General features: G+C 46.2%; 25 protein-coding genes. 15 read left to right on the forward strand and 10 right to left on the reverse strand.

Annotated elements, in window-relative coordinates:
- Positions 1–82 precede the first annotated feature (82 nt).
- Positions 83–913: an NAD-dependent epimerase/dehydratase family protein gene (locus AAX10_RS07215; protein ID WP_046700254.1), complete on the reverse strand. Its 831-nt coding sequence runs from the start codon at positions 911–913 to the stop codon at positions 83–85.
- Positions 914–922: 9 nt separating this feature from the next.
- On the reverse strand, positions 923–2,728 hold the full coding sequence (locus AAX10_RS07220) for an Lnb N-terminal periplasmic domain-containing protein (protein WP_046700255.1): 1,806 nt from the start codon (positions 2,726–2,728) through the stop codon (positions 923–925).
- A 43-nt stretch (positions 2,729–2,771) separates the two neighbouring features.
- On the opposite strand from AAX10_RS07220, the gene ampD reads away from it, so the two are divergent.
- The 6 genes from ampD to AAX10_RS07250 all read left to right on the forward strand — a co-directional run bounded on the left by ampD (position 2,772) and on the right by AAX10_RS07250 (position 7,115).
- Positions 2,772–3,353, forward strand: a complete 582-nt coding sequence (gene ampD / locus AAX10_RS07225; protein ID WP_046700256.1) for a 1,6-anhydro-N-acetylmuramyl-L-alanine amidase AmpD — start codon at positions 2,772–2,774, stop codon at positions 3,351–3,353.
- A 77-nt stretch (positions 3,354–3,430) separates the two neighbouring features.
- Positions 3,431–4,981 (forward strand): murein biosynthesis integral membrane protein MurJ, encoded by a 1,551-nt coding sequence (gene murJ, locus AAX10_RS07230; protein WP_046700257.1) that lies wholly within the window; start codon positions 3,431–3,433, stop codon positions 4,979–4,981.
- Between the two features lie 143 nt (positions 4,982–5,124).
- Positions 5,125–5,634 carry a hypothetical protein gene (locus AAX10_RS07235; protein ID WP_046700258.1) on the forward strand — a complete coding sequence of 170 codons (510 nt, stop codon included), beginning with the start codon at positions 5,125–5,127 and terminating at the stop codon, positions 5,632–5,634.
- A gap of 305 nt (positions 5,635–5,939) precedes the next feature.
- Complete coding sequence (gene fdxA / locus AAX10_RS07240) at positions 5,940–6,263, forward strand: ferredoxin FdxA (RefSeq protein ID WP_036365585.1); 324 nt, start codon at positions 5,940–5,942, stop codon at positions 6,261–6,263.
- 129 nt (positions 6,264–6,392) lie between these two features.
- Complete coding sequence (locus AAX10_RS07245; protein ID WP_226997757.1) at positions 6,393–6,812, forward strand: MFS transporter; 420 nt, start codon at positions 6,393–6,395, stop codon at positions 6,810–6,812.
- Between the two features lie 66 nt (positions 6,813–6,878).
- Positions 6,879–7,115, forward strand: a complete 237-nt coding sequence (locus tag AAX10_RS07250) for a hypothetical protein (protein WP_046700259.1) — start codon at positions 6,879–6,881, stop codon at positions 7,113–7,115.
- Between the two features lie 221 nt (positions 7,116–7,336).
- Here AAX10_RS07250 and AAX10_RS10645 read toward each other — a convergent pair whose 3' ends face one another.
- Together AAX10_RS10645 and AAX10_RS07255 are read right to left on the reverse strand one after the other, a co-directional pair.
- Positions 7,337–7,471: a transposase gene (locus AAX10_RS10645; protein ID WP_226997847.1), complete on the reverse strand. Its 135-nt coding sequence runs from the start codon at positions 7,469–7,471 to the stop codon at positions 7,337–7,339.
- A gap of 6 nt (positions 7,472–7,477) precedes the next feature.
- Positions 7,478–8,041: a DDE-type integrase/transposase/recombinase gene (locus tag AAX10_RS07255; protein WP_226997758.1), complete on the reverse strand. Its 564-nt coding sequence runs from the start codon at positions 8,039–8,041 to the stop codon at positions 7,478–7,480.
- Positions 8,042–8,221: 180 nt separating this feature from the next.
- Here AAX10_RS07255 and AAX10_RS10650 point away from each other — a divergent pair, with 180 nt between their 5' ends.
- Positions 8,222–8,410, forward strand: coding sequence for a cytochrome P450 (locus tag AAX10_RS10650; protein ID WP_420812471.1), 189 nt, complete (start codon positions 8,222–8,224; stop codon positions 8,408–8,410).
- 193 nt (positions 8,411–8,603) lie between these two features.
- On the opposite strand, the gene AAX10_RS07265 is transcribed toward AAX10_RS10650, so the two are convergent.
- Entirely contained in the window at positions 8,604–10,106 is a 1,503-nt protein-coding gene (locus tag AAX10_RS07265; RefSeq protein WP_036365416.1) for an alanine/glycine:cation symporter family protein, read from the reverse strand.
- 180 nt (positions 10,107–10,286) lie between these two features.
- The gene (locus AAX10_RS07270; RefSeq protein ID WP_046700260.1) at positions 10,287–11,588 is read right to left on the reverse strand and encodes a solute carrier family 23 protein; all 1,302 of its coding nucleotides are present in this window, start codon (positions 11,586–11,588) and stop codon (positions 10,287–10,289) included.
- 154 nt (positions 11,589–11,742) lie between these two features.
- On the opposite strand from AAX10_RS07270, the gene ileS reads away from it, so the two are divergent.
- The 5 genes from ileS (at position 11,743) to AAX10_RS07295 (ending at position 17,952) form a co-directional block, all read left to right on the forward strand.
- Positions 11,743–14,502, forward strand: a complete 2,760-nt coding sequence (gene ileS, locus AAX10_RS07275) for an isoleucine--tRNA ligase (RefSeq protein ID WP_046700261.1) — start codon at positions 11,743–11,745, stop codon at positions 14,500–14,502.
- Positions 14,495–15,016: a signal peptidase II gene (gene lspA / locus AAX10_RS07280; RefSeq protein WP_046700262.1), complete on the forward strand. Its 522-nt coding sequence runs from the start codon at positions 14,495–14,497 to the stop codon at positions 15,014–15,016. The genes ileS and lspA overlap by 8 nt, the downstream gene beginning before the upstream one ends.
- A gap of 202 nt (positions 15,017–15,218) precedes the next feature.
- Positions 15,219–15,935 (forward strand): transferrin-binding protein-like solute binding protein, encoded by a 717-nt coding sequence (locus AAX10_RS07285; protein ID WP_080947106.1) that lies wholly within the window; start codon positions 15,219–15,221, stop codon positions 15,933–15,935.
- Between the two features lie 13 nt (positions 15,936–15,948).
- The gene (locus tag AAX10_RS07290; RefSeq protein WP_046700263.1) at positions 15,949–17,313 is read left to right on the forward strand and encodes a surface lipoprotein assembly modifier; all 1,365 of its coding nucleotides are present in this window, start codon (positions 15,949–15,951) and stop codon (positions 17,311–17,313) included.
- A 153-nt stretch (positions 17,314–17,466) separates the two neighbouring features.
- Positions 17,467–17,952: an FKBP-type peptidyl-prolyl cis-trans isomerase gene (locus AAX10_RS07295; RefSeq protein WP_036365401.1), complete on the forward strand. Its 486-nt coding sequence runs from the start codon at positions 17,467–17,469 to the stop codon at positions 17,950–17,952.
- 53 nt (positions 17,953–18,005) lie between these two features.
- On the opposite strand, the gene AAX10_RS07300 is transcribed toward AAX10_RS07295, so the two are convergent.
- From AAX10_RS07300 to AAX10_RS07310, 3 genes are all read right to left on the reverse strand, one after another.
- The gene (locus AAX10_RS07300) at positions 18,006–18,779 is read right to left on the reverse strand and encodes a lysophospholipid acyltransferase family protein (RefSeq protein WP_036365398.1); all 774 of its coding nucleotides are present in this window, start codon (positions 18,777–18,779) and stop codon (positions 18,006–18,008) included.
- A gap of 143 nt (positions 18,780–18,922) precedes the next feature.
- The gene (gene ftsH, locus AAX10_RS07305; RefSeq protein ID WP_046700675.1) at positions 18,923–20,824 is read right to left on the reverse strand and encodes an ATP-dependent zinc metalloprotease FtsH; all 1,902 of its coding nucleotides are present in this window, start codon (positions 20,822–20,824) and stop codon (positions 18,923–18,925) included.
- 113 nt (positions 20,825–20,937) lie between these two features.
- Positions 20,938–21,570: an RlmE family RNA methyltransferase gene (locus tag AAX10_RS07310; RefSeq protein WP_036365395.1), complete on the reverse strand. Its 633-nt coding sequence runs from the start codon at positions 21,568–21,570 to the stop codon at positions 20,938–20,940.
- Between the two features lie 134 nt (positions 21,571–21,704).
- Here AAX10_RS07310 and AAX10_RS07315 point away from each other — a divergent pair, with 134 nt between their 5' ends.
- A complete protein-coding gene (locus tag AAX10_RS07315; RefSeq protein WP_046698518.1) occupies positions 21,705–22,025 on the forward strand; it encodes a YhbY family RNA-binding protein in 321 nt (106 codons plus the stop codon).
- A 62-nt stretch (positions 22,026–22,087) separates the two neighbouring features.
- Positions 22,088–22,669, forward strand: coding sequence for a DOMON domain-containing protein (locus AAX10_RS07320; RefSeq protein WP_046700264.1), 582 nt, complete (start codon positions 22,088–22,090; stop codon positions 22,667–22,669).
- 71 nt (positions 22,670–22,740) lie between these two features.
- On the opposite strand, the gene AAX10_RS07325 is transcribed toward AAX10_RS07320, so the two are convergent.
- Complete coding sequence (locus tag AAX10_RS07325; RefSeq protein WP_046698520.1) at positions 22,741–23,457, reverse strand: CHAP domain-containing protein; 717 nt, start codon at positions 23,455–23,457, stop codon at positions 22,741–22,743.
- A 281-nt stretch (positions 23,458–23,738) separates the two neighbouring features.
- Here AAX10_RS07325 and AAX10_RS07330 point away from each other — a divergent pair, with 281 nt between their 5' ends.
- Entirely contained in the window at positions 23,739–24,257 is a 519-nt protein-coding gene (locus AAX10_RS07330) for a DciA family protein (protein ID WP_046698521.1), read from the forward strand.
- The last annotated feature ends 153 nt before the right edge of the window (positions 24,258–24,410 follow it).

A 24,410-nucleotide genomic window follows, 5' to 3' on the forward strand; every position in this document is an offset into this window, starting at 1 on the left:
GACAACCAAACCCAAAAACCTGCCGCTAATTAACCCAATAAAAAAGAGATGAATCACCTCATCTCTTTTTGTTTTTAATATACTAATCTTCTAGTATCCAAGCATAGCCTGCTTTGTAATCAGGAAACGTCAGCCAATCTCTAGGCACATTGGATAAGATGCGTTTGCCCGTTGTTGAAGCGTCGATGACGGCTGGCTGAGCAATATCAAGCGCTTGGCAAATAAACGTCATCACACACAAGCTACTCACAGGCAAAAGGTCTGTCATAAGATACATGCTCTTCGGTGCGTCACATGTCATGATGCGCGCCAGTATTGTCATCAGATCGATATCCATGATTCGATTTGTGTAATGCTCGCTTGGCGCACCATTGACGTGAGCCTTTTTAGCAAGCTCAATCATGCGCCGCCTTGATTTGCCATAGATGCCACTGGGGCGTACGATGACTGATTTATCAACATAGGCGTTCTTTATTACTCGCTCAGCATCATATAACACCTGCGCGGTGGACGAAGCCGGCTTGGCTGGTGAGCACTCATCGATCCACTCTCCTGCGTTCTCACCATAGACAGACGCGGATGACACGAATAGCACCTGTTGAATGCTGGGCAGTCTATCGGCGATATTAGCAAGCGCCTGACAAATCTGAAGATAACTCTCACGATACGCCTTTAGCCTGTCGGATATCTCTCGATCAGGTGCGATGATAATGGCAATGTGCGTCACCTGATTAAGGTCATCAATCACCCGATCAATCCTACGCGCATCCATCTGTAGATGCCTGACATTATCACACAGATAAGACTTGGCAGTACGCGACATGGTGATGACTGACTCCCCCTGTCTAGCAAGCTGGTTCGCTAGCGCATAACCAATGGCGCCCTGACCGATGATTAGGAATTGATTCGCCATACCTTCATCCTAAAAATAGCGGAAAAACTCAAGGCGAGCCGAATGATCGGTTTGGCTGTGATTTTTTTGGGCGGCTGCTTTTAGTCTTAATGCATGATGACGATCAAAGTCATATTGCGCGCCTAGGCTAATCTCGGGCTGCACATATCCCGATCTTGCTGCGCTGTCTTTATGATGCCAATATGGCACACTCAGCTCGCCCATCACCCTAAGATTATCCGCCGCGTGATGGATACAACCTGCTGTTGCACGTACGCCAACGCGATAGCCTTGATTGATATGACCAAGCTGCGCGCCACCACCGCCCAGAAGATAGCACACCGTATCCGCCATGTCGCCCGTGCCAACTGCCCCGCGACCGATCGTCCATGCCTTGCCTTTTTGGGTGTGCGCATCTAGCACCAGATGAGTGCTGCTATTCGCACTAGAAGCATCTGTGATACGGTGCAGTCCTAGATATATTTGACTTGCCAGGGCTTTCTTGTCGGTGTTACCATCGGGATAAGCTTTAGCGGTATTGGCAGGATTAAGACTTGTCATCTCAAAGATGGTAAGCTCATGCAGTTTGATTTTATCGTCTTGATAACTCACATCGATAGACGGTAATGTCAGCTGATGGAATTTACGCACGCCAGCCGGATTGTCCAGCGCATCTTGGTAGGCGGTGCGCAAGCTAATGTGATAAGCCATTTCATCATCTCGAAATTCATCATAAGAGACTGCTGCACCAATGCGATGACTTGGGCTTGCCTTGGTGGGATTGTTGTTGTTAGGCTGTATATTACCCAGATCAAAATCATCGCCATTATTGATGATGGCTTGTCGCTTGGTGGAATTTGATGCTTGGTAACGCACACGCCCAACCAAACCCTCTTCGCTAAGTAGCTGCGCCACCTTAGCAGGCGTCGTCACCATGCCAAGCTTACCAAACAGCGCCTCATCAGCGCGTACCACATCAACAAGGCGCGCGATTTCGGTAGCACAGTTATCATGCATCAGATAATACGGACGCTTTAAATCTCTCACCTCCCAGATGTGGCGCATGATTTGATCAACTTCAAGATCGCTTAAATTCAGGCGGTATTCCCACAGGTCGCGTTCGTCCTTAACCAGATAATCATGGGCTTTGACTTGATACGGAAGGATCTCCATCACGCCTTGATATTTACCGATGATTGGCTTGATCGCTGCTGCTAATACACCATCTGAACTGTCACTTGCCACCGTGTAATTCATTGCTGTGGCGTGCACGCCCGCCTCATCATCAGCGCGACCATCGATGCGCATGAAAGCATGAGCAAATGCCGAAGCGATGTTATTGCCATGCTCTTCGGCGAACACCAACGATAACGCCATCGCATTAATGTCATCCACCCACGCGTGAAAATCAGCACATTTAACATCTGAAACCGATACATTAGCACCAAGCGCATCAAGCTCATCGCCCAGCCAGCGCGTGCGTGCAGGGAAGCGGCACATCGTCTCATCATCACCGCGTGCCATGGCAGACAGCATCGCGACGAGTTCATCTTTTGGGCTTGATTTGCCTGACTTGGATAAGAAAAACTCATCGTCCGTGATGAGACTGCTGTCTTTTTTTGGGTTTTTTGGCGCATCGGAGAACATGAGCAGTCTGCGCCACAGCACATGCTCTGATAACTGCACTACTTGCTCATCACTCAATCCATAAGGCAAGGCGTGTTTATTGACTTCTACCGTCTCAGCGATAGGATCAGCTTTGGCATGCACGGCGGTCGCGCCAAGCGTTGCCACAGCGATGGTTAATAAATGATGAGTAAATCGTTTTGCATTCATGATAATTTTGTTAGAATAAACCAATTTGTTTTAGTATATCATCATCATGAATAATTTCACCATAAAAAACGGCATATTAAGCGGTGCAGAATTTATCAGCTCGCCCAATTTTAACGCACGCCCCATTAAGAACGACCAGCCTGAAGTTAGCGGCATCGTCATTCATAACATCAGCCTACCACCTAGTGAATTTGGCAAAACTGACAAGAATGGCATGCATTTTGTCAAAGCTTTTTTTCAAAATCAGCTAAACCCCGATGATCACGACTATTTTAAGAGTATGCACACTCTACAAGTCTCAGCACATCTGTTCATCGAGCGCGATGGTGCGGTGACGCAATTCGTGAATTTCAATGATCGGGCATGGCATGCAGGGCAATCAAGCTACCTTGGACGAGACAACTGTAACGACTTTACCATCGGCATCGAATTAGAAGGCGATGATTTTTCACCTTTTACCGATATTCAATACGAAGTGCTTGCCAAGATCATCGCAGCGATTCATGTAGCTTACCCTGCTACTTGCAGACACCTCATGGGGCACAGTGATATTGCACCCGTTCGTAAGACCGACCCAGGTGAGTTTTTTGAATGGTCACGGCTTAGACAGATGATTGATGAATAGCCAATATCTTCACAGATTTTCCACACTAAGCACACTTAAATTCTTTATAATACGCATTTTTTATTCTGTGAATCATCATGGCAAAATCTCGTCTGTTCCGCTCTACTTTTATCGTCAGCTCCATGACCATGCTGTCGCGCATCTTAGGATTGGTGCGCGACATGGTATTGATGGGGGTGTTTGGCGCAGGCGGATTAATGGATGCGTTCTTGGTAGCGTTCAAGATTCCTAATTTCTTACGTCGTCTGTTCGCCGAAGGTGCATTCTCTCAGGCCTTTGTCCCCGTCTTATCTGAATATAAAGAAAAACGCACTCTAAATGAAGTACAGATTCTCATCAGTCGGGTCTCTGGCGTATTAAGCTTAATCTTATTGGTTCTGACGGTAGCGGTGATTGCGCTTGCGCCTTTTGTGGTGCAGATTTTTGCCCCTGGTTTTATGAATGATCCCATCAAGTTTGATGCGGCGACTGACTTACTTCGCTTAACCTTTCCTTATCTGCTGTTCATCTCAATGACGGCGTTTTTTGGTAGCATCTTACAAAGCTACGGACGATTCGCCGCACCTGCTTTTGCACCTGTGCTGTTGAATGTAAGCATGATTATAGGGGCATTATTGTTCGCACCCATGTTCGATAAGCCCATCATGGCGTTAGGCTATGCGGTTGCCATCAGTGGCATCTTGCAGCTTGTCATTCAACTGCCCGAGCTTTATCGTCAAAAACTACTGCCTGCGCCCAAAGTTGATTTTAAGCACGAAGGCGTAAAACGCATCTTAAATCTCATGTTACCTGCCATCTTTGGTGTGTCCGTCACTCAGATTAACCTACTGCTGAACACCGTGTTCGCCTCGCTGATGATTGGCGGTTCGGTCTCTTGGCTGTATGCCGCTGAGCGATTGAGTGAGCTACCTCTTGGATTGATCGGTGTGGCGATTGGAACCGTGATTCTGCCAAGTCTCTCATCAAGCCGTGCCAAGGCGGATGACGCCACCTTCAAAAAAACCCTCGACTGGGCGGCGCGTCTTATCATCCTGGTCGGACTGCCCGCATCCGTAGCGATGTTCATGTTGTCTGATGTGCTGATGAATGCGCTGTTCGTACGCGGTGAATTTAGCCAGCACGACGCCTTGATGAGCGGCATCGCCCTAAAAAGCATGGCAGGGGGTATCTTAGGATTCATGCTAATCAAGATCTTTGCGCCTGCTTTCTTTGCTGGTCAAGATACCAAGACTCCGGTCAAGATCGGTATCGTAGCTGTCTTTGCCAACATGATCTTTAGCATGATATTCATCGGGCTGTTTTATCTATTCAAATTGCCCTTACATGGCGGTCTTGCACTTGCCACAACAGCAGCGAGCTTCGTTAACGCTGGACTTTTGTATTACTTTTTGCATAAGCGCGGCATCTGGCGCTTTGGTAGTCATTGGCGCAAGATGGGTGCACAGTTTGGCATATCGAGCCTTGTCATGGCGATCGCTCTATATCTCATCCTGCCCTACTATCCATCCGACGGTGCGCAGTGGCTGCGTGTGTTGGTATTACTTGGCATCTGCGCACTTGGCGCGGCAGTCTATGGCGCGGTACTGCTCGGTACAGGCTTTCGCCCAAGACAGCTAAAACACGGCTAGATACTGATTGATTTTTGTACAAAATGTCTAAATTGTTTACAACTTCGTTACATACCTTGCCAGATAACTTGTTATAATTGAAGTCATACTAGATTTAAAAGGCATTTTTAAATCTAGTAAAACCCAACAACAAGGATACTATTATGAGCCTAACCAAACCTATCAGTCAGCCTACCGCCAAAGACTTCGACCCAACCATCAACCTAGAGAAGGTTCGCGCTGAATGCCAAGAACTTGCCAAATCTCGCGCCAAAATCTCAGCCGGCGTGGCGATTATTCCTCTGCCTTTCTTAGACGTGGCGATTGATGTGGGCATGCTATCAAAGCTACTACCAGAGATTACCAAAAAATTCGGCCTAGAAGAGCCAACCGACCCGCACAGCACCGCCAGTGAGGCAGCACGCAGACAGACCATCCAAGATCGCATCCTAGCCATCGGCGGACTGGTGGCGACTCGTGGCGTGGTTAATAAGACCATTCAAGGCTTCGGCGGTCGCATCATCGGTAAACAAGTGGCCAAATATATACCACTGGGCGGTCAGATGGTCGCTGCCACCATCGGTTACATGATTTTCAAAAAAATCGCCTTCGATCATATCGAGCAATGCTACCAAGTGGCCAAAGAAGCTCAGTTAAAAGACCATCAAGTCTAATTAACACACTGAAAAAAGACCGTCATCTGCACGGTCTTTTTGCGCATGGTGCAACTCCTTTAAGCCAAAATCAGCATGAAATTCTATAATTTTTAGAATGATTTTCGGTTATATTGTAATGAATAATAACCCTTATCATCTGCAAGCGTCTTTTGCGGATTTTAATGGTAGTTTTTCGATTTTGGCATAATAAAATATGATGTTTTATTTGAGAAAATCAGCCAAACAGGCTAAAATATATGCCACTAATTTGCAAGTGCATGATTCTTGCCCACCTACTAGCCATTTTTAGCCAAGGTAATCCCATGACTTTTGTTGTAACCGATAACTGCGTCCTATGCAAATACACAGACTGCGTGGAAGTCTGCCCTGTTGACTGCTTCTACGAAGGTCCAAATTTTCTAGTCATCAATCCTGATGAGTGTATCGACTGCGCGCTTTGTGAGCCAGAATGCCCTGCCAACGCTATTTTCTCCGAAGATGAGATTCCCGCTGGTCAAGAAGAATACCTCGCCATCAACGAAGAGTTGTCTCAAGTATGGGCGAACATTACCGAGAAAAAAGACCCATTGCCAGAACACGAAAAATGGGACGGTGTGCCAGGTAAGGTTCAATACCTAGAACGCTAATTCTGATCGTATTCACAATCAAGCTCGCTTCTGCGGGCTTTTTTGTTGGCATTTTATTCTATCAGCTCGTGGACGCCTGCCCTGCTAGAATCATTATGACTTTCCAAAGAACAAAGCCAAAAGGTCGGCATGACAATCAGTATTGGCGGTACGATAGGCTCGCTCATCTTTGGCTTTTTGATGAGTAAATTTGCCCTAAAATCCACGCTCGTGGCGTTTGTCGTGCTATCGTCCCTTGCCATTATCGGCTTTGTGTTTAGTCCCACTTTGAAGCTCGCGCTTGTCTTTGCCATTTTAGTCGGTAGCCTTGTCAATGGCTGTATCACGGGGCTATATACCATTAATCCCACGCTGTACGCCCCTGAATTTAGAAGTACAGGGGTTGGCACGGCAATCGGCGTGGGGCGGATTGGCTCTATCGTCTCGCCCATTTTGGCAGGCAAGCTCTTGGATATGGGCATTGGCAAAGATGATTTGTATCTGGGGGCGAGTGGGTTTATTTTGCTTGTGGTGGTGGCATTGTATTTTTTAAAGCCGAATGAGCGTTGATTTTTATCTTATTAAATACGAATATATTTATAATCCACTATTGATTTTACGGAGATACATAAGTTTATGAATAATGAAGAAAATGAGTATTTCAATTTTATTGTTATAGGTTTTAATGAGAATTTTGTGATTGAAAATAATGAAATATCATTATGGATATCAAGATTCTTGGAGTATACTACCGATGAAATCAAAGAGTTATTTAATGGCAACTATAAAGAAATTATAAGTTGCCTTGCATATATACTTATGAAGGCAATGACTCAAAAGTATATCTTGCTAAAATTGACAAATTTAATGTAAAAGATAGAAACTTAATATTATCTTTTAAGGACATGCAGGAGCAAGATATAAATTTTTATGATTCATTTGATAATCTGCAAAAACCTCAAGCGTTATTTACACTCTGATTAAAATAAAGCTTCAGCCATTCATAGGGTGTAAAGGTTTGTGTTTTACCTTGTTCATCTTTTTTGACTAAAGCACTGTGTGGTTTGACAGTATTGTAGAAGTTTAAGAATCTGTCAAGCTCTTGTTTTTGTGTGATTACTGTCGTTAAATTCTGTTTTATCATGCCACATTTGCATTAAGGTTCTAATCACTCGCTCAGCTTTGTCGTTGGTTTGTGGTTTACCAACTTTGGTGAACTTTTGATTGATGTTGTTTTAGTAACAGGCTTTGACAAATTCATGACCCTTTGTGCCTTGATACTCTGTGCCATTGTCTGAATACGCCACATCAATCACATAAGGATAAGGTTCGACCACATGCTCGGTTAAGAAATTAGCAGCACTAAATGCTGTCTTATCAGGCATGATGGCTGCATACAGCTCACGAGAATAATCATCAATGGCAACAAATAAATATTCTCTTAGGCCATTTGTAGTTTGTTCTTTAAGTAAAGGCAATCGCTTGGTATCAAAGTACATCATCTCGCCTGGGTAAGATTTGTTATAACGCTTTGCTTGCTTTTTGAGCTTGTATTGTATTGATCTTTCAACTTTGGCAAGCCTTTTAACACCAAATCTGGCTTGTTTAAAGCGATTGTTGGTGCTAGATTGTGGTTTTAGCAGACGATGACGAGCCAGTTTTAAGACTTTGTAAATCATAGGTCTTGAAACTTTGTACTCTTCTGCCAAAGAAACAATGGTTCGCTTATCTTTGGTATAAGCATCACAAATGGCTTGTCTTTGAAATGGCAATAATCGAGTATTTTTATGTATGTTCATGGCAGTATTATCTTATAATACTGTAAATAACGCTAGTTTGTTTTACATATTATCCTGATGTCTTGATTCATCTAAAAGCCAACCCCCAAGACATTGATAATACCGTCTTAGAAATACTGCGTTTACACGATCTGCTCATCACCAACAGACGACGCACCACCTACCCTGTCACTCTGTGGCATAGACATTCCCAAAGATGCCAAAATCACGATTAACTGGCAGTCCGCCAACCGTGACCCCGAAGCCTTTCATCAAGCGGACAGTTTTGAGTTACACCGAAGCCAAGCTAACAATCTGGTCTATGGACATGGCATTCATGTCTGCCCCGGTAGGCCATTAGCACAGCTTGAACTGGGAGACTGTTGGTAGAATGCTTGGCAAAGCAGATAAGTAAGATTCGCCCTGCGTCTGATGACTACTTTGACCATGCCATCTACCCTGCGTCAGGTTTTAGTCGCTTAGAAGTCATGCTAAGCTAAGCCGCCGCCACACCAAACAAAACACCCCAAAAGCCAAATGCTCTTGGGGTGTTTTATTAACCAGTCCTTATCATTCTTAATCATTACCAGATATCAGACTTAATTTTCGCCTTCAATTCTGGATAATCATCAAGCTTAAACTCAGGCTCAGCGACACCTGCCTTAACTTGTTTGGTGTAATCTTTGACCAGGATAAAGACATATTTTGACAGCAGAACGATGGCAATTAAGTTAATGAAAGCCATGACGCCCATCGTCAAGTCGCCCATGTCCCACACAACAGCGACCTTCGTCACCGCACCAAAGTACACAAAGCCAAGCACAATGATACGGAATAAGGTCAATACCACAGTGTTGTTTTTAAGAAACTGCATGTTCGATTCTGCATAGGCATAGTTACCGATGATGGTTGAGAATGCAAACATGAACAAAATAATCGCCAAGAAGTACTGACCCCAACTACCCACGTGCGCCTCAAGCGCGGCTTGGGTAAGCTGCACACCTGATAGGTCGGCAACGTTCTGCGGCATGGTCGCAAGCAAAATCACGAACGCTGTGCACGAACACACGATGAGTGTATCTACGAATACACCAAACATCTGGATTGTGCCCTGCTCGACAGGATGCTTAACACTGGCTGCTGCTGCTGCATTCGGTGCAGAACCTTGACCTGCTTCATTAGAATACAGACCGCGCTTGATGCCTTGCATCATGGCGATAGACACCATCGAACCGAACAGACCACCGCCCGCTGCCTCAAAGGTGAACGCCTTGGTGAAGATCAATCCGATAATGCCTGGAATCTCGGTGATATTAATCACAATGATATAAAGCGCAACTAGCAGATAAATCGCCGCCATGATCGGTACGATAATCTCAGCGATCATCGAAACACGCTTAATACCACCAAAGATGATCGGTGCTGCCAACACCACAAGAAGCGCGCCAATGCCATGCTTATAAAGCTGCCAATCACTTTGGCAAGCATCCGTCTCGCCCACACAGCCCATTGCTGACTGAATCGACAGCGTGATGGTATTTGATTGGATGGATTGATACACAAAGCCAAAGCAGACGATCAGCGCCAAAGCGAACACAAATCCAAGCCATTTTTGCCCAAGGCCTTGCTCGATGTAATAGGCAGGACCGCCACGGAAACGCCCTGTTGTCTCATCTTTGATTTTGAATAACTGAGCCAAGCTAGATTCCGCCAATGCCGAGCACATACCAATCAAAGCGATCAGCCACATCCAAAATACCGCGCCCGCACCGCCGATGCCGATGGCAAGCGCCACGCCTGCGATGTTACCCACGCCCACACGACTTGCCAAGCCTGTAACGAACGCCTGAAATGCCGAGATGCCTTGATTTTCATCATGACCTTTACGGCTGCCGAGCATGGTTTTGACGCTCTTACCGAACAATCTAAACTGCGCAAATCCCGACACCACAGTAAAGAACAAACCTGCCGCAATGAGCATCCACAAAAGCACATCCCACAAAGGCGCGCTAAACACATTTACCGCACAATGCAGCCCATCCACAAAGGTTGGCTGTGCCGTGCACGAAAATGGATTGTCATACATAATTTCACTCCATAAACTCCAACGCTTAATTGCGTATCGTCAGTCCCATCAAAAAGGCGACAAATCCAAAAGATTGTCGCCTGTCGCCATCAAATCGCTTGATCTATTAGCAATGGGTATGAATTTATTATAAACACTTTGTAATCGGCTTGCAAATTTTTTAATATGCCAGCAATACAGTTAGAACGTATCTTTTGACTCCTTTAAGCTTAAGAACCAATGCAACAAGATCGCCGCGAACGTCGCCGTACCGATACCGCCTAGATTAAAGCTGCCAATCATCAAGCCAAAATCGCCCGTGCCCAAGATGATGGTCACTGCCGCTACCATCAGGTTTTTATTGTTGGCAAAATTAACACGGTTATCAATCCAAATCTTCGCCCCGGCAATGGTAATTAAGCCAAACACCACAATGGATGCACCCGTCAAAACGGGGCTTGGGATGGTCTGAATGAGCGCACCAAATTTAGGAGACAGCCCCAAAAATACCGCAAACACACCCGCGATCACAAAGATGATCGTAGAGTAAACACGAGTCACCGCCATCACCCCGATGTTCTCGCCATAGGTCGTCATGCCAGTACCGCCCACACCTGCCGATAATGCTGTCGCCACGCCATCCGCCACGAACGCACGTCCTAGATATGGTGTTAGATTCTCGCCAGTCATCGCACCAACTGCCTTAATGTGACCCAAGTTCTCAGCAACTAGGATAAATGCTACAGGCGCAATGATGAGCATGGCATTAACATCAAACACAGGCGCAGAGAAATTCGGCACACCAAACCACGCTGCATTACCAATCACACCAAAATCAATCGGCGCACCCAGCCCAAAACCATTCGCCACGATGGCATAGATAATATAAGCAAGCACCAAGCCAAGCAGCAGCAACAGGCGCTGCATAAAGCCACGGCTAAACACCGCAATCATCCCCATGCACAGCAAGGTCACCAACGTCATCCACAGCTCGAACGGCTTGCCTGCGACATTTGACACCGTCACAGGCGCAAGGTTTAGACCGATGATCATCACCACCGCACCCGTCACCACAGGGGGCATGAGCTTCTCAATCCACTTAGTACCCGTACCCATCACGATGAACCCGATCATAGCATACAGCACACCACAGGCGATGATACCGCCTAATGCCACGCCAAGATTTGGGTTCGCCCCAGAGCCCGTCGCGTGCGCCGTCGCAGCCGCTACCACGCCGATAAAGGCAAAAGAAGAACCCAGATAGCTAGGCACTCGCCCGCCTGTCATGACAAAGAATAAAATCGTACAAATACCACTCATCATGATGGCAAGATTGGCATCAAAGCCCATCAATAAAGGCGCCAACACCGTTGCCCCGAACATCGCCAGCACATGCTGAATGCCCAGCATGATGCTCTGGGAAGTGGGCAAATACTCATTTGTCGCCACAGGCTGTGTGTTGATATCGCCTTGATAAGGCTGCCATTTTGGAAACCAGCTCATGTTAAAACCTTTTCTAAATTTTCTGAATTGTAATTTTGTGTATTATATCCACAGCGATTAAAATTACCAGCATTTTTTAGTGAACTTTTGCCAAATCTGCCCTTTTGTCTTATAATACCTTGTTATTTGATTTATTGACACAAGAGCCACCGCCATGACCGACCAAAAAGACTACAAAAACACCCTAAACCTTGCTGACACCCCTTTTCCCATGCGCGCCGATCTCGCCAAACGCGAACCAAAATGGCTGGACGAATGGGAAAATGACGAACTATATAAACAAGTTCGCCAAGCTAAGCAAGGTCTGCCCAAATACATCCTACATGATGGGCCTCCATACGCCAACGGTCAGATTCACCTAGGGCATGCGGTCAATAAGGTCCTAAAAGACATCATCACCAAATCAAAAAACCTATCTGGCTATGATGCCGTGTATGTACCTGGCTGGGATTGCCACGGTCTGCCAATCGAACAAAAAGTAGAACAACAAGTCGGTAAAGTCGGTCAAAAGGTAAACGCCACTGAATTTCGTAAGCTGTGCCGAGAATATGCCACCAGCCAAATCGAACTTCAAAAAGCAGATTTTAAACGCTTAGGTGTGCTTGGCGACTGGGATAAACCTTATCTCACCATGAATTTCAAGCAAGAAGCCAACATCGTACGAGCTTTGGGCAAGATCTACGATAACGGTCACATCGTGCGTGGCATGAAGCCTGTAAACTGGTGCCTAGACTGCGGTTCTGCACTGGCTGAAGCCGAGGTAGAATATCAAGACAAGACGTCTGATGCGATTTTTGTGGGTTTTGAATTGACCGACATCAAAGGTATTGCCCTTAATGAGCCGGCATTTGCTGTTATCTGGACCACCACGCCTTGGACACTGCCTGCCAACCAAGCCATCTCCATCAATCCGCACGAGAATTATAGCTTCATCAAGACCGCTAAGGGCGCTCTACTACTAGCCAGTGAACTTGTGGAGAATGTGCTAACAGAGCTTGAGCTTGATAACCTAGGCGAGATTGCCACCGTTAAAGGCGATGCGCTGGAGCACAGCCTTGCTCAGCACCCGCTCATCAGCAATCGTCAAGTGCCGCTCATCCTAGGCGCACACGTCACCACCGACAGCGGTACAGGTCTTGTGCATACTGCCCCCGCCCACGGTGTGGATGACTATGTCGTCGGTAGCAAATACAACTTACCAGTTGAAAATCCCGTCGGCGATACCGGCGTATATCTGGACAACGCCAAAGTATTCGTTGGCGAGCATATTTATAAAGCTCAGCCAAAAATCATTGAAACCCTAGAAAGCACCGGCAATCTGCTCAAGCATAGCAAAACCCGCCACAGCTATCCACATTGCTGGCGACACAAAACGCCAATCATCTTCCGTGCGACCCCGCAATGGTTCATCAGCATGGAAAAAGGCGGACTGCGCCAAAAAGCCCTAGAAGACATCAAGAACGTCACTTGGACACCATCATGGGGTCAAAACCGCATCGAAGCCATGGTTGAAGGTCGTCCTGACTGGTGTATCAGCCGTCAACGCACTTGGGGTGTGCCGATTGCATTCTTCACCCATAAAGAAACCGACGAACTGCATCCACAGACGTCAGAATTAATCGAGAAAGTCGCCAAAGTCATCGAGCAAGACGGCATTGAAGCATGGTTTGATGCAAATGCCAGCGACTTTCTGGGCGATGATGCCAAAGATTATAACAAAGTCACGGACACACTTGATGTCTGGTTCGACTCAGGGACGACACATTTTGCGGTGCTTGACCAAGACGGCAGCCTAACCAACCCTGCTGATATGTACCTAGAAGGCTCAGATCAGCATCGTGGCTGGTTCCAGACATCGCTACTGACCAGTGAAGCAATCTACGGTCGCGCACCATTTAAGCAGGTGCTGACACACGGTTTCGTCGTGGACGAAAAAGGTCACAAGATGAGTAAATCTCTTGGTAACATCATCGAACCACAAAAACAGATCGACAAGACAGGTGCGGACATGCTTCGCCTATGGATCGCTTCTGCCGACTATCGCTATGAGATGAGCGCAGGTCAGAAGGTATTCGCGGGCGCGGTTGATAATTATCGCCGTATTCGTAACACACTTCGCTTCTTACTTGCCAACACCAGCGATTTTAACCCTGCGACTGACAGCATTACATTAGATGAATTGGTCAGCCTTGATAAATTTATCTTACACCTAGCCAAGGACACCCAAGACACCATCGTTAAGTCTTATAACGACATGGATTTCCACCAAGTCGTCCAAGCGGTATCGATGTTCTGCTCGCAGAGCCTTGGCGGATTCTACCTTGACATCATCAAAGACAGAACCTACACCACCAAGGCAGACGGAAAGCCAAGACGCTCCGCTCAGACCGCCCTATACCACATCGCTCAAGCGGTGGTGCGTTGGATCGCTCCGATTCTGCCATTTACCGCCCAAGAAGCATGGGGCTTTATCCGCAGCGATGACACGCACAAATACGTCTTTGCTGATGAATGGTATGAACTACCAACACCTGCCATGACTGACATCACTGCCGATGACTGGAAGGCGATTTTAGATGCCAAAGATTTGGTGAATAAAGCCATCGAAGAAGCTCGCGGCGACAAAATCATCAGCTCCAACCTAACGGCCAAAGCAGCAATCACTGCAAATGATGCAACCTATAATGCCCTTGCCAAGCTAGGCGATGAAGCTCGTTTCGTATTCATCACCAGTGATGCCAACATTACCCAAGACGAAGGCTTTGGCGTTGTGATTGCGCCTGCCGATGGTCAAAAATGCACCCGATGCTGGCACATCCGCAACGATGTAGGTACTCATGCCGACCATCCAGAGCTGTGCGGCCGCTGCATTACTAACGTAGATGGCGCCGGGGAGAATCGTCAATATGCCTAATCAAGCCAATGGCAAAGGCGCAATGAAGTTTTACTTGATTGCGCTTGCTATGCTCATTCTCGACCAGCTGACCAAATATTATTTTAACAGCACATTTGAGTTACACGAGACGGTGGATGTCATACCGCCATTGTTAAACTGGACGCTTGCTTATAATTATGGAGCAGCATTTAGCTTCTTGGCGAATGCCGGCGGTTGGCAGAAATATTTCTTTGCCATTCTAGGTTTGGCCGTGTCGATATTCATCATAAGCTATCTGCGCCAAATTCCAAAAACTGCCAAAATCCTATCATGGGGCCTGGCTTTGGTACTTGGTGGCGCGATTGGTAATGTGATTGATCGCTTCTTACATGGTTATGTGATTGATTTTATTCATGTACATTATGCCAATGTGTGGCATTATCCCATCTTTAACATTGCTGATATCGGCATCTGTGTCGGTATGGCATTGGTAGTTATTGATATGCTGTTTCTGGAGAAAAAACGACAAAAAATCATTAACATCCTTAAATAATCACAATCAATGCTTTAAAAATTACTTGCTTTTGTCTTTGCTGTTTGGCTATAATCCATCTAAGCATCAAAACAAATCTGTCAACTTTAGTAAGATTATCAATAAAATGGCGAAACATTGTCAATAAAACGACAATGTTCCACCACAACGAGTAAGTCAACCAATCTCATCAAACGAGATTCCCACCCAAAAGGAGTATTGTATGCGTACCTCCCTATTACCTCTAATCGGCTTAATTGCCGTTGGCTTAACTGCTTGTAGCAGCAGCAATGGTGGCTCATCTACCCCAGCTGCACCCAGCGGCATCCCAAATACTCAGCCAAGCACTCCAACCAAACTCACACAGCCAAGTACATCAGGCATTCAAGGCACAAAAATGAACATCGCCAATAACAAGGCGGGTGCCAGCACCGCTCTTACCAATAGCCCCAGCGTGAATCAGGTGGTGGTTAACGGTCAGGCGGTAGACTTTATCCCACGCGGCTTTCAGGTGGGCACACTTAATATAAATGCAAACAACATGGCTCGCGTTGGCGGTAGCTCAAACCTTGCTTATACTCGCTACGGCTACGTCCGTGAAAACACCAAGGGTGAAGCCTTCCTATTTGCACAAGGCACACCAACCACCAACATGCCAACCACAGGCACCGCCACCTATAAGGGTAACGGCGTTCATTTTGCCAATGGCAACTCCAACAATGTCATAGCCAATTTCAATGTTGACTACGGCAATAAGAAACTGACTGGAACAGTCGGCGATACCGCCCTAACTGGTGCCATTACTGGTAACACCTTCTCAGGCACAAATAAAGGCATCAGCACCAAAGGTCAATTCTATGGCGCGAATGCAGCTGAGCTTGGTGGCACCTATCGTAATGCTGATGGCAGCATCGCAGGTGCGTACGGTGCAAAAAAATAAGTCTGAATAAGGGATGAATCGCCCATTATTTATCACAAGCTTGGTAGTATGTTTATTACCAAGCTTTGTGCTTGCCAATACACCAAAAGATGAACCGTCCTTTACCCATCGCTCATTGATACACAGCGCCAGCGCCAACGAACCTGCCACCCTTGACATGCTACAGCTGACCGAAAAAGAGCTTTTGGCGGACATCACGCTATTTAATGAAGTCATTAGCCAAGCCGTCGACAGAAATGATGTGAATGGCTTACAGATTCTACTGCCTGTTTATGCAACCGTGAGCGACAAAGATGAAATTTTGTATCTATACGCCCAAGCGGTCATACAAGAACAACAAGACATCAGGCAAGCAACTCATCATTATCAACAAATTCTACACCAAAACCCAGAGCTCACCCCCATACGGGTAAGGCTTATTTTGGCATACCTTGCCAACCACCAGATTCGTCTTGCCCAAGATGAATTTAGCATTGCTAAACAAGATGACAACCTACCTAGCAATGTATTGAACAGCTTAACTCAACAATTCAAAGAGCTAAACCAAACCAAGACACGTTTTGCCATGCGTTATTTGGATGATGACAATGTCAATAACGCTCCAAGTATCAGCCAATACCAAGACTGGCAACTGCCCAAAGCAGAATCCGCCCACGGCATAGGCTATAGCGCCAATATCTCAAAAAATCATTACCTAAAAGACAATCTGTCCTTAGAAGTGGGCGCATCTGTTCATGGTAAATATTATTGGGATAATAAAGCATATAACGATGTCACTGCCGAGATTTCACCAAGCTTATCTTATCAAAGTTTTGACGAACAATTTGGTCTTGGCATTTATCAGCAGGTGCGCCACTTTGGTAACAACCCTTATTCAATAACCCAAGGGCTAAGGTTATCCGCCCATAAACTCGTTGGGTCTAGCCATCGAGGCGGTATTGAAATCGACATCGCCAATAAAAAACACAAAACAAGGACATTTTTAGACGGCACAAGCCACATGGCAACTCTAAGCCTCAATCACCGCAGCAGTCCTTATTATTATCTTGGCATTCATTTCATCAAAGACGATGTCAATGACAGGAGCGAAAGCCATCAACAAGGCACGATATTTGCAGGTCTGGATAAATTATGGGGAAATATTGGCACAGGTCATCAAATCAGCGTGGGTAGACGCAGTTATCAAGACATAGATTTCTTTGGCATCAAAAGAGATGATTTTCGCTACCAAACCGAACACCGCATTTGGCATCAAAAACTGGCTTATAAAGGTTATTATCCAAGCCTGCATTTACGATTTGAGCGCATTGACAGCAATCACTTTGCCCACGACACAAAAAATACACAGCTTTTTTTATCAATCAATCGTAAATTTTAGCCTGCCATCATGGCAAAGGGCATTTACCCGCCCTTGTTTGGTTTTTTAAATACATCCGTCTGACAGCACTATTTTTCACCAAAACCCGGTACGCATTTTACTATAGTCGCCAGCTGTGGTAAACTTTGCGCTTATTTGTATTTGGAAAATTACATGAACATTTTACCCAATGAAGAGATTCGCATCACAGATGGCAGTACCGTCAGCCTGCATTTTGAGGTTAGTCTGCCCAACGGCACCATCATCGATTCCACTTTTGGACGAGATGAGCCTGTGACATTAACCATTGGCGATGAAAGCCTATTGGCAGGATTCGAGCAGGTACTCATCAACCTAAAAGCAGGTGACACTCGCACCGCTCATCTACCACCCGATCAGGCTTTTGGCGAATGGAATGGTGAGAACGTACAAAGTTTTCCGCGTGCCAAATTCAGCCTATCCGAGCCAAATCCTGTGGTGGGCATGATGATGGAATTTGCCGACAAAGGACAAAACACCCTAGCCGGCGTCATCAGTGAAGTGACCGAAGACGAGGTTAAAGTGGATTTTAATCATCCATTGGCAGGACAAGATGTCTTGTTTAAGGTAAAAATCTTCAAAGTCACGCCAAAAGGCGAGAGCGGACTAAAGTTCGTTTAGGTGGCGATTATAAATACAAAAAAATCGGACAACGCAGCGCTGTCCGATTTTTATTATGCCTTAAGCACTCGTTTGTGTAGATCTGCCAAGCCATCTTCCATTGCTTTTTGAAGCTCAGCGGTCAGCTCACTGCGCGTCTTATCATTTGGATGAATGGGTTTAAGTGGCAGCACATAGGCTGTGATGCCCTTACTGTCGGCGACACGGCGTAGACTGTCCGCCATCGTCCGCTTACCATAATAGGCTGCATCGTCTGACAGGCTACCGTCCTTATCGACATAAGCAACCACAACAGGACAGATCGGCAGCCCCGTATCTAATGCTGATTGTAGCAGCTTGCCGTAGATTTTTTTGATTTGTTTGCCATCTGTGGTGGTCGCCTCAGGGAAGAACACAACCGAAGACCCGCCACGCAAGAAATCAGAAATCTGATCGCTTACACCGCCGACATCGCCTGAGCCGCGCTTGATGAATAATGTCCCACCCGCTTTGGCAAGCTTACCAAAGATGAACCATTCGCCAATCTCAGCCTTAGACAAGAAGAACACCGGCGCGACCGAGCCTACGACAGGAATGTCTAGCCACGACACATGGTTAGACACCCACAGACCATGCGTCTGTGGCACAGGCTCAACCTGAACGACCTGAACGCCGAATGAGTTTACCATCTTACGGCAAAAGGTTTGAATGTATTTTGGCAAAATATCTCTAGGGGGTGCATCGAACGCCCCAATGCGCTTGGCGGTACGATAGCCTCCTGCCAAAGTTACGCCCATGCCGATGATTTTTTTACCGCGATTTAGTTGAGTCTTAATAAAACCTGCCATAATCTGTTCTGCCGTTTTTGGGGTATTCTAAAACTGACCATGCTATAAAACTTTTAGCCAAATTGCAAGTATTTAGTAAACAAATATTCACAAATTATTATTAAAAATAAAAAACACCGCCCTTAGGCGATGTTTTATCATAATTACGAAGTTGGTAACGGTGGTGGAAGCTCATCCACTGGTGGCGCTACTGGTGCGGCAGCAGCAATGGATGATACATCATGCTGATAATCCTTGGGCTCACGCGGCTCCTCGCCATTCATGATTTGTAAGAACTGCTCACGGTCGATGGTTTCCCATCTCATCAATGCATCAACCATCGCATGCATCTTGTCATGATTCTCATCAATCAGCTTGTACGCCACGTCATATTGCTGCTCTAAGATGCGACGAATCTCATCATCAACTTTTTGCTGCGTTGCCTCTGAGATGGTGCGAGTAGAGCCACCGATATAGCCGCCATGCTCTTCTGCCTCATAGACCATGATGCCCAGATTATCGCTCATGCCGTATTTCGCGACCATGGCACGCGCCATTTTGGTTGCCCGCTCAAAGTCGTTCGATGCTCCGGTTGATTGACGATTCACAAAGATCTCTTCAGCGATACGCCCACCGAATAGGATGGACAGCTCATTTAGCATCTTATCCTTATAGTTGCTTACCGCATCCTGTTCAGGCAGCTGCCATGTCACACCCAGCGCCCAACCACGTGGCATGATTGTCACTTTGTGTACAGGGTCGGTGTTCGGCAACAGCTGAGCCACGAGCGCATGGCCTGCTTCATGATAAGCAGTCGCACGGCGCTCCTCTTCACGCAGCACCATTGATTTGCGTTCAGGACCCATATACAGCTTGTCTTTGGCATCTTCAAAGTCATTCATGTCCACATGTGACTTATTGCGACGTGCTGCGAATAGCGCTGCTTCATTCACTAGGTTGGCAAGCTGAGCACCGCTAAAACCAGGTGTACCGCGAGCCAGTGCATTCACATCAACGCCGATGGTCTGTGGTAGCTTCTTAAGGTGTACATTAAGGATCTGTTCACGACCTTTGATGTCGGGCAGTCCTACCGACACCTGACGGTCAAAGCGACCAGGGCGAAGTAGCGCCTTATCCAATACATCCACACGGTTCGTCGCAGCGATGACAATGACACCGTCGTTGCCTTCAAAGCCATCCATCTCAACCAACAGCTGGTTTAATGTCTGTTCACGCTCATCGTGACCACCGCCCATGCCTGACCCACGATGACGACCGACCGCATCAATCTCATCAATAAAGATGATGCAAGGTGCGTTCTTTTTGGCTTGTTCGAACATGTCACGAACACGGCTGGCACCAACACCCACGAACATCTCAACGAAGTCAGAACCTGAGATCGAGAAAAATGGCACCTTCGCCTCGCCTGCAATCGCCTTAGCAAGCAATGTCTTACCAGTACCAGGAGGGCCAACCATCAATACGCCACGCGGGATGGTCGCACCAAGATTGGTAAATTTGGCAGGATCTCTTAGAAAATCAACAATCTCGACAACTTCCTGCTTAGATTCTTCACAGCCTGCCACATCCTCGAAGGTAACCTTTATCTGATCTTCTGAGAGCATTTTGGCTTTAGACTTGCCAAAGCTCATCGGGTTACGACCGCCCATGCCACCGCCAGAATTACCACCACTCATGCCACGCATGATTAGCCAGAACAGACCGATAATAAGCAAAATCGGGAAAGCCGCGATGAGTAGCTGAGAACCCAGGCCTTGACGTTCAGGCATGGTGCCCTGCACCTCTACATTATGCTCACGCAATAACGGCATCAACTCATCATCGCTGATGGCAGGACGCACAGTCTCAAACTCTGAGCCGTTTACTTTCGTACCCGAGATCTCTTCGCCATCGATCTTCACTTCCTTGATCTCACCTTTGGATACCGCGGTGACGAATGACGAATAATTCAGCTGATCAGCATCGGCATTGGTGCGGTCAAGATTGCTAAAAATCGCAACCACCACGCCGATAATCACCAACCATAATAAGGTGCTTTTTACCATATCGCTCACTAATTTTTCCTATCTCAAGCGCCAAGCCTATTGGGCAACGCCTTATTGTTTAATTTACCTGTTTTATATGTGGATGCTTGCTTTAAATTCAAGCCAAGCAGCAGCTATTTAATCGCCACCCAGAACATCTCTTTTGATCGTGGGCGACTTGCCGCAGGCTTGATGCTTTTGATTTTGCTGAATTTTTTTTGCATGTCAGCACGCAGTTCAGCTGAGCCCTCGCCTTGGAATACTTTCATGATCAGCGCACCGCCCTCAGGCAGCACCTTCAGCGCAAAATCCACCGCAAGCTCACACAGATACATCATGCGCGGCATGTCCACAGCAGACATCCCAGAGGTATTGGGCGCCATATCGGACAGCACCACATCAACACGTCGGCCATTCACTTCCACCATGATCTGATCAAAAACCTCTTGTTCGCGAAAATCACCCTGAATGAAAGTCACATTCTCAAGTGTATCCATTGGCAAAATATCCGACGCAATTAAAATCCCATCATCACCGACAAGCTGACCTGCCACCTGAGACCAACTGCCCGGCGCTGAACCTAAGTCCACGACGGTCATGCCTTTTTTGATAAGTCCTGTTTTTTCGTTAATTTCTAATAACTTATAAGCAGCGCGAGCTCTGTAGCCGTCTTTTTGGGCTTTTTGCACATAATAATCATCGATGTGCTCTTTCATCCAAGCACGGCTTGATTTGGAGAACTTTTTGTTGGTGATGCGAGTTGCCATAACTGATGTTAATTCTGGTCTATTTTGAAAAGTTAAACGGATAACGGCCTAGTTTACCATTTTTATGCGATAATTTGGGATAATTTCTGCTATAATGTCATTAATTTAGCAAATTTTTTATTTTGGAAATATTTATGAGTTCAAAAAAATCCAAGATGCAAGACCTAAAAGAGCTGCGCGGCATCGGTCATCGTCTAAATCCTGTCGTCATCGTTGGCGGCAGCGGTCTAACACCAACCGTCATCGAGGAAGTGGCGCGTGCCCTTGATGATCACGAATTAATCAAAATCAAAATCCCAGCAGGTTCAAGCGATGGGCGCAAAGAATGCGCCAACGCATTGGCTGAGGCCACTGATAGCGAGGTGATTCATCACATCGGACGAATGGTACTGCTACTACGCAAGAACCCAGAGCCTAATCCCAAGCTGTCGAATTTGGCACGTTTTGGATGCTAGAATCATCCTAACACCAAAACCGTTCGCTTATGAGCGGTTTTTGTTTTTTATGAGCATAGTTCATGATCATCCTAAATCATCAAAAAATATTTTGGGAAAATGCCAATCCTTCTAATATACATCTGTTTGAGCTTATCCCCACGGCCGCCAACGCCCCGAATATCTGCGTGGCGGTAAACACAAAAGGCAATGCCCTACAGCTTAGCTATCGAGTGCATTCTTGTGATTGGTTTAATACACCTAATAGCGAATGCGCCAACCCCACTCGCAAAGATTTCTTGTGGGAGGGTCATTGTCTGGAGTGTTTTTTTGAATTACAAGGTAATGATAAACGCTATTTTGAGCTGAATTACTCGATGGGAGAGTTTTATAATCTCTATCAGTTTGACGATTATCGCACGCCCAGTCACCTACCGCCCGTATGGGCGGATGGCAAGCTTGTGGTGGTACAGTCAGATTTAGACGACACTGAGATGGTCAAATATTATCATATGAGCGTTACACTAGACGATATCGCCAAAATGACGATTGGCAAAATCAATCCTACCGCCATCTTGTATCGTGATGGCACGCCGATTTTTTATGCTGTACAGCATGCCAATCCGCCTGATTTTCATGACAAGGCTTTTTGGCAGAATATTTAGCCTTGTCAATGCCATTTATAATGCACAAAAAATAAAAGCCGACTGATTGTCGGCTTTTTGATATCACAGAATTACTGACCATTAAGGGCAAGCATAGTACCAGTATTGGCACTTGCGTCAGTGTAACGCGTATCACGCCATACGGTGTAGCCGTTGTGCTGGCTGTATGGGCTGAACTTAGTTTGGCGGTAGTCAGACACCCATTGGCTGCCATCATAAATCTGAATGTGGCCGTGAGGGTTGCGAGAAGTACGGTTAAATACCACCACATCACCAACTTGTGGCTCGTAATTGTCACTGTTAATCTTGGTGAAGCCAGCACTAGCCAGAGTGCCGTGTGCGTACTGATACGCGGATGGCTTTGGTGTGAATTCATAGCCTGCTGATTGTAGCGCTTTACGAACGTATAAAGCGCAGCGGCCGACACTTCTACCGTGTGCCGCACGTGAGGCAGCTCGTGCTGCGACGCTTGGTGCGCTACTGCTGGTAAGCTGGGCGGTGATAGAAGGTGCTTGATGGGATGAACTAAAATTTGTCGCGTTAGAAAGCGGGCTTGAGGTTGATACAGTATTAGAAACGGTATTTACAGGTTGTTGAATGCTTGATACAGAAGCGTGGTTCAATGCGATTAGCTTATTGATTACATCATCAATATTCGTTGTGGTATTGGGCGTGCTACCAACATTCACAACGTTGCCTTGGGCGATTTGAATGCTGTTTGATTGAGCGGCACTTGTTTGTCCAAAGGTCAGCCCAACAGCGGACATCAGCCAAAATACTCTTTTCATAAACTTTCCTCGCACTTCCAAGATGTAAATTGGCATTGCCCCTTTGTCTTATCTTGGTTGCGTCTGTATGGGTTTTGATTAAAAGCTTGTGATCAGCGACGTACATCCTAGTGCGCCAGTAAATTATCTTGAAATCACACAACACGAACAATACACACAACAACAAAAGCTTTCACATCGCCTAAAAATCGTATGATTTGGTTGGTAATCTGATCATAAGGCATGATACACTTGCTCTGCTGGACACCATGTCCATGGCTTTTTCGTTGTTAAGGTGAGATATGTCTGATTTAAAAAATTTCGATCATGTAGATGATTTATTCTTAAAGAACAACCAACCTAACCATCTGGCAAGCCAACTTGAGAAACAAGCGGCGGCTGGAATGAAACTTCCTGCCCATCTGGTGAATCAGTTAGAGCATTTGCACTCTTGCACCGCTTTAGTACAGCAAGCGCTAAAACCGCTGCTACCCCAAGAAATGCTACAAGACTGTACCGTCGCTCACGCTGATCGACATCGCCTTACGGTGGCTCTGTCATCATCTACGGCTGCTAATCATCTGCGCTATCTTACTGCAAATTTTGTTCAGGCTTTACGCGCCTATGATGAGCAATTTTGTTATTTAGAGGAGTTTCGGGTGATTGTCACACCAAAACCCATCCAATCAGACTCTCGCCAAACCAGTTCAAAAAAAACCTTAAGCGAAAACACGAAGCGTATTATAACCCAAACTGCCTCGACTGTCATCCATGATGATCAATTAAAACAAGCCCTGCTGCGCCTAACCAAAGATAATTGAGTAAACATACGTTCATTGTAGTGTGTAGGTCAAATATTACCGCAATAGTTATTTCATTGTAAAGTTTTGTAAAACTTTGTCAGATTTTTTATAGTTAAATGAGAAAAAATGTTATTTGCAAATTAAGTCTTCCGCCCCGCCCTATCGGCTGAT

It is taken from the genome of Moraxella bovoculi (assembly GCF_000988745.2).
GTDB lineage: Bacteria > Pseudomonadota > Gammaproteobacteria > Pseudomonadales > Moraxellaceae > Moraxella > Moraxella bovoculi.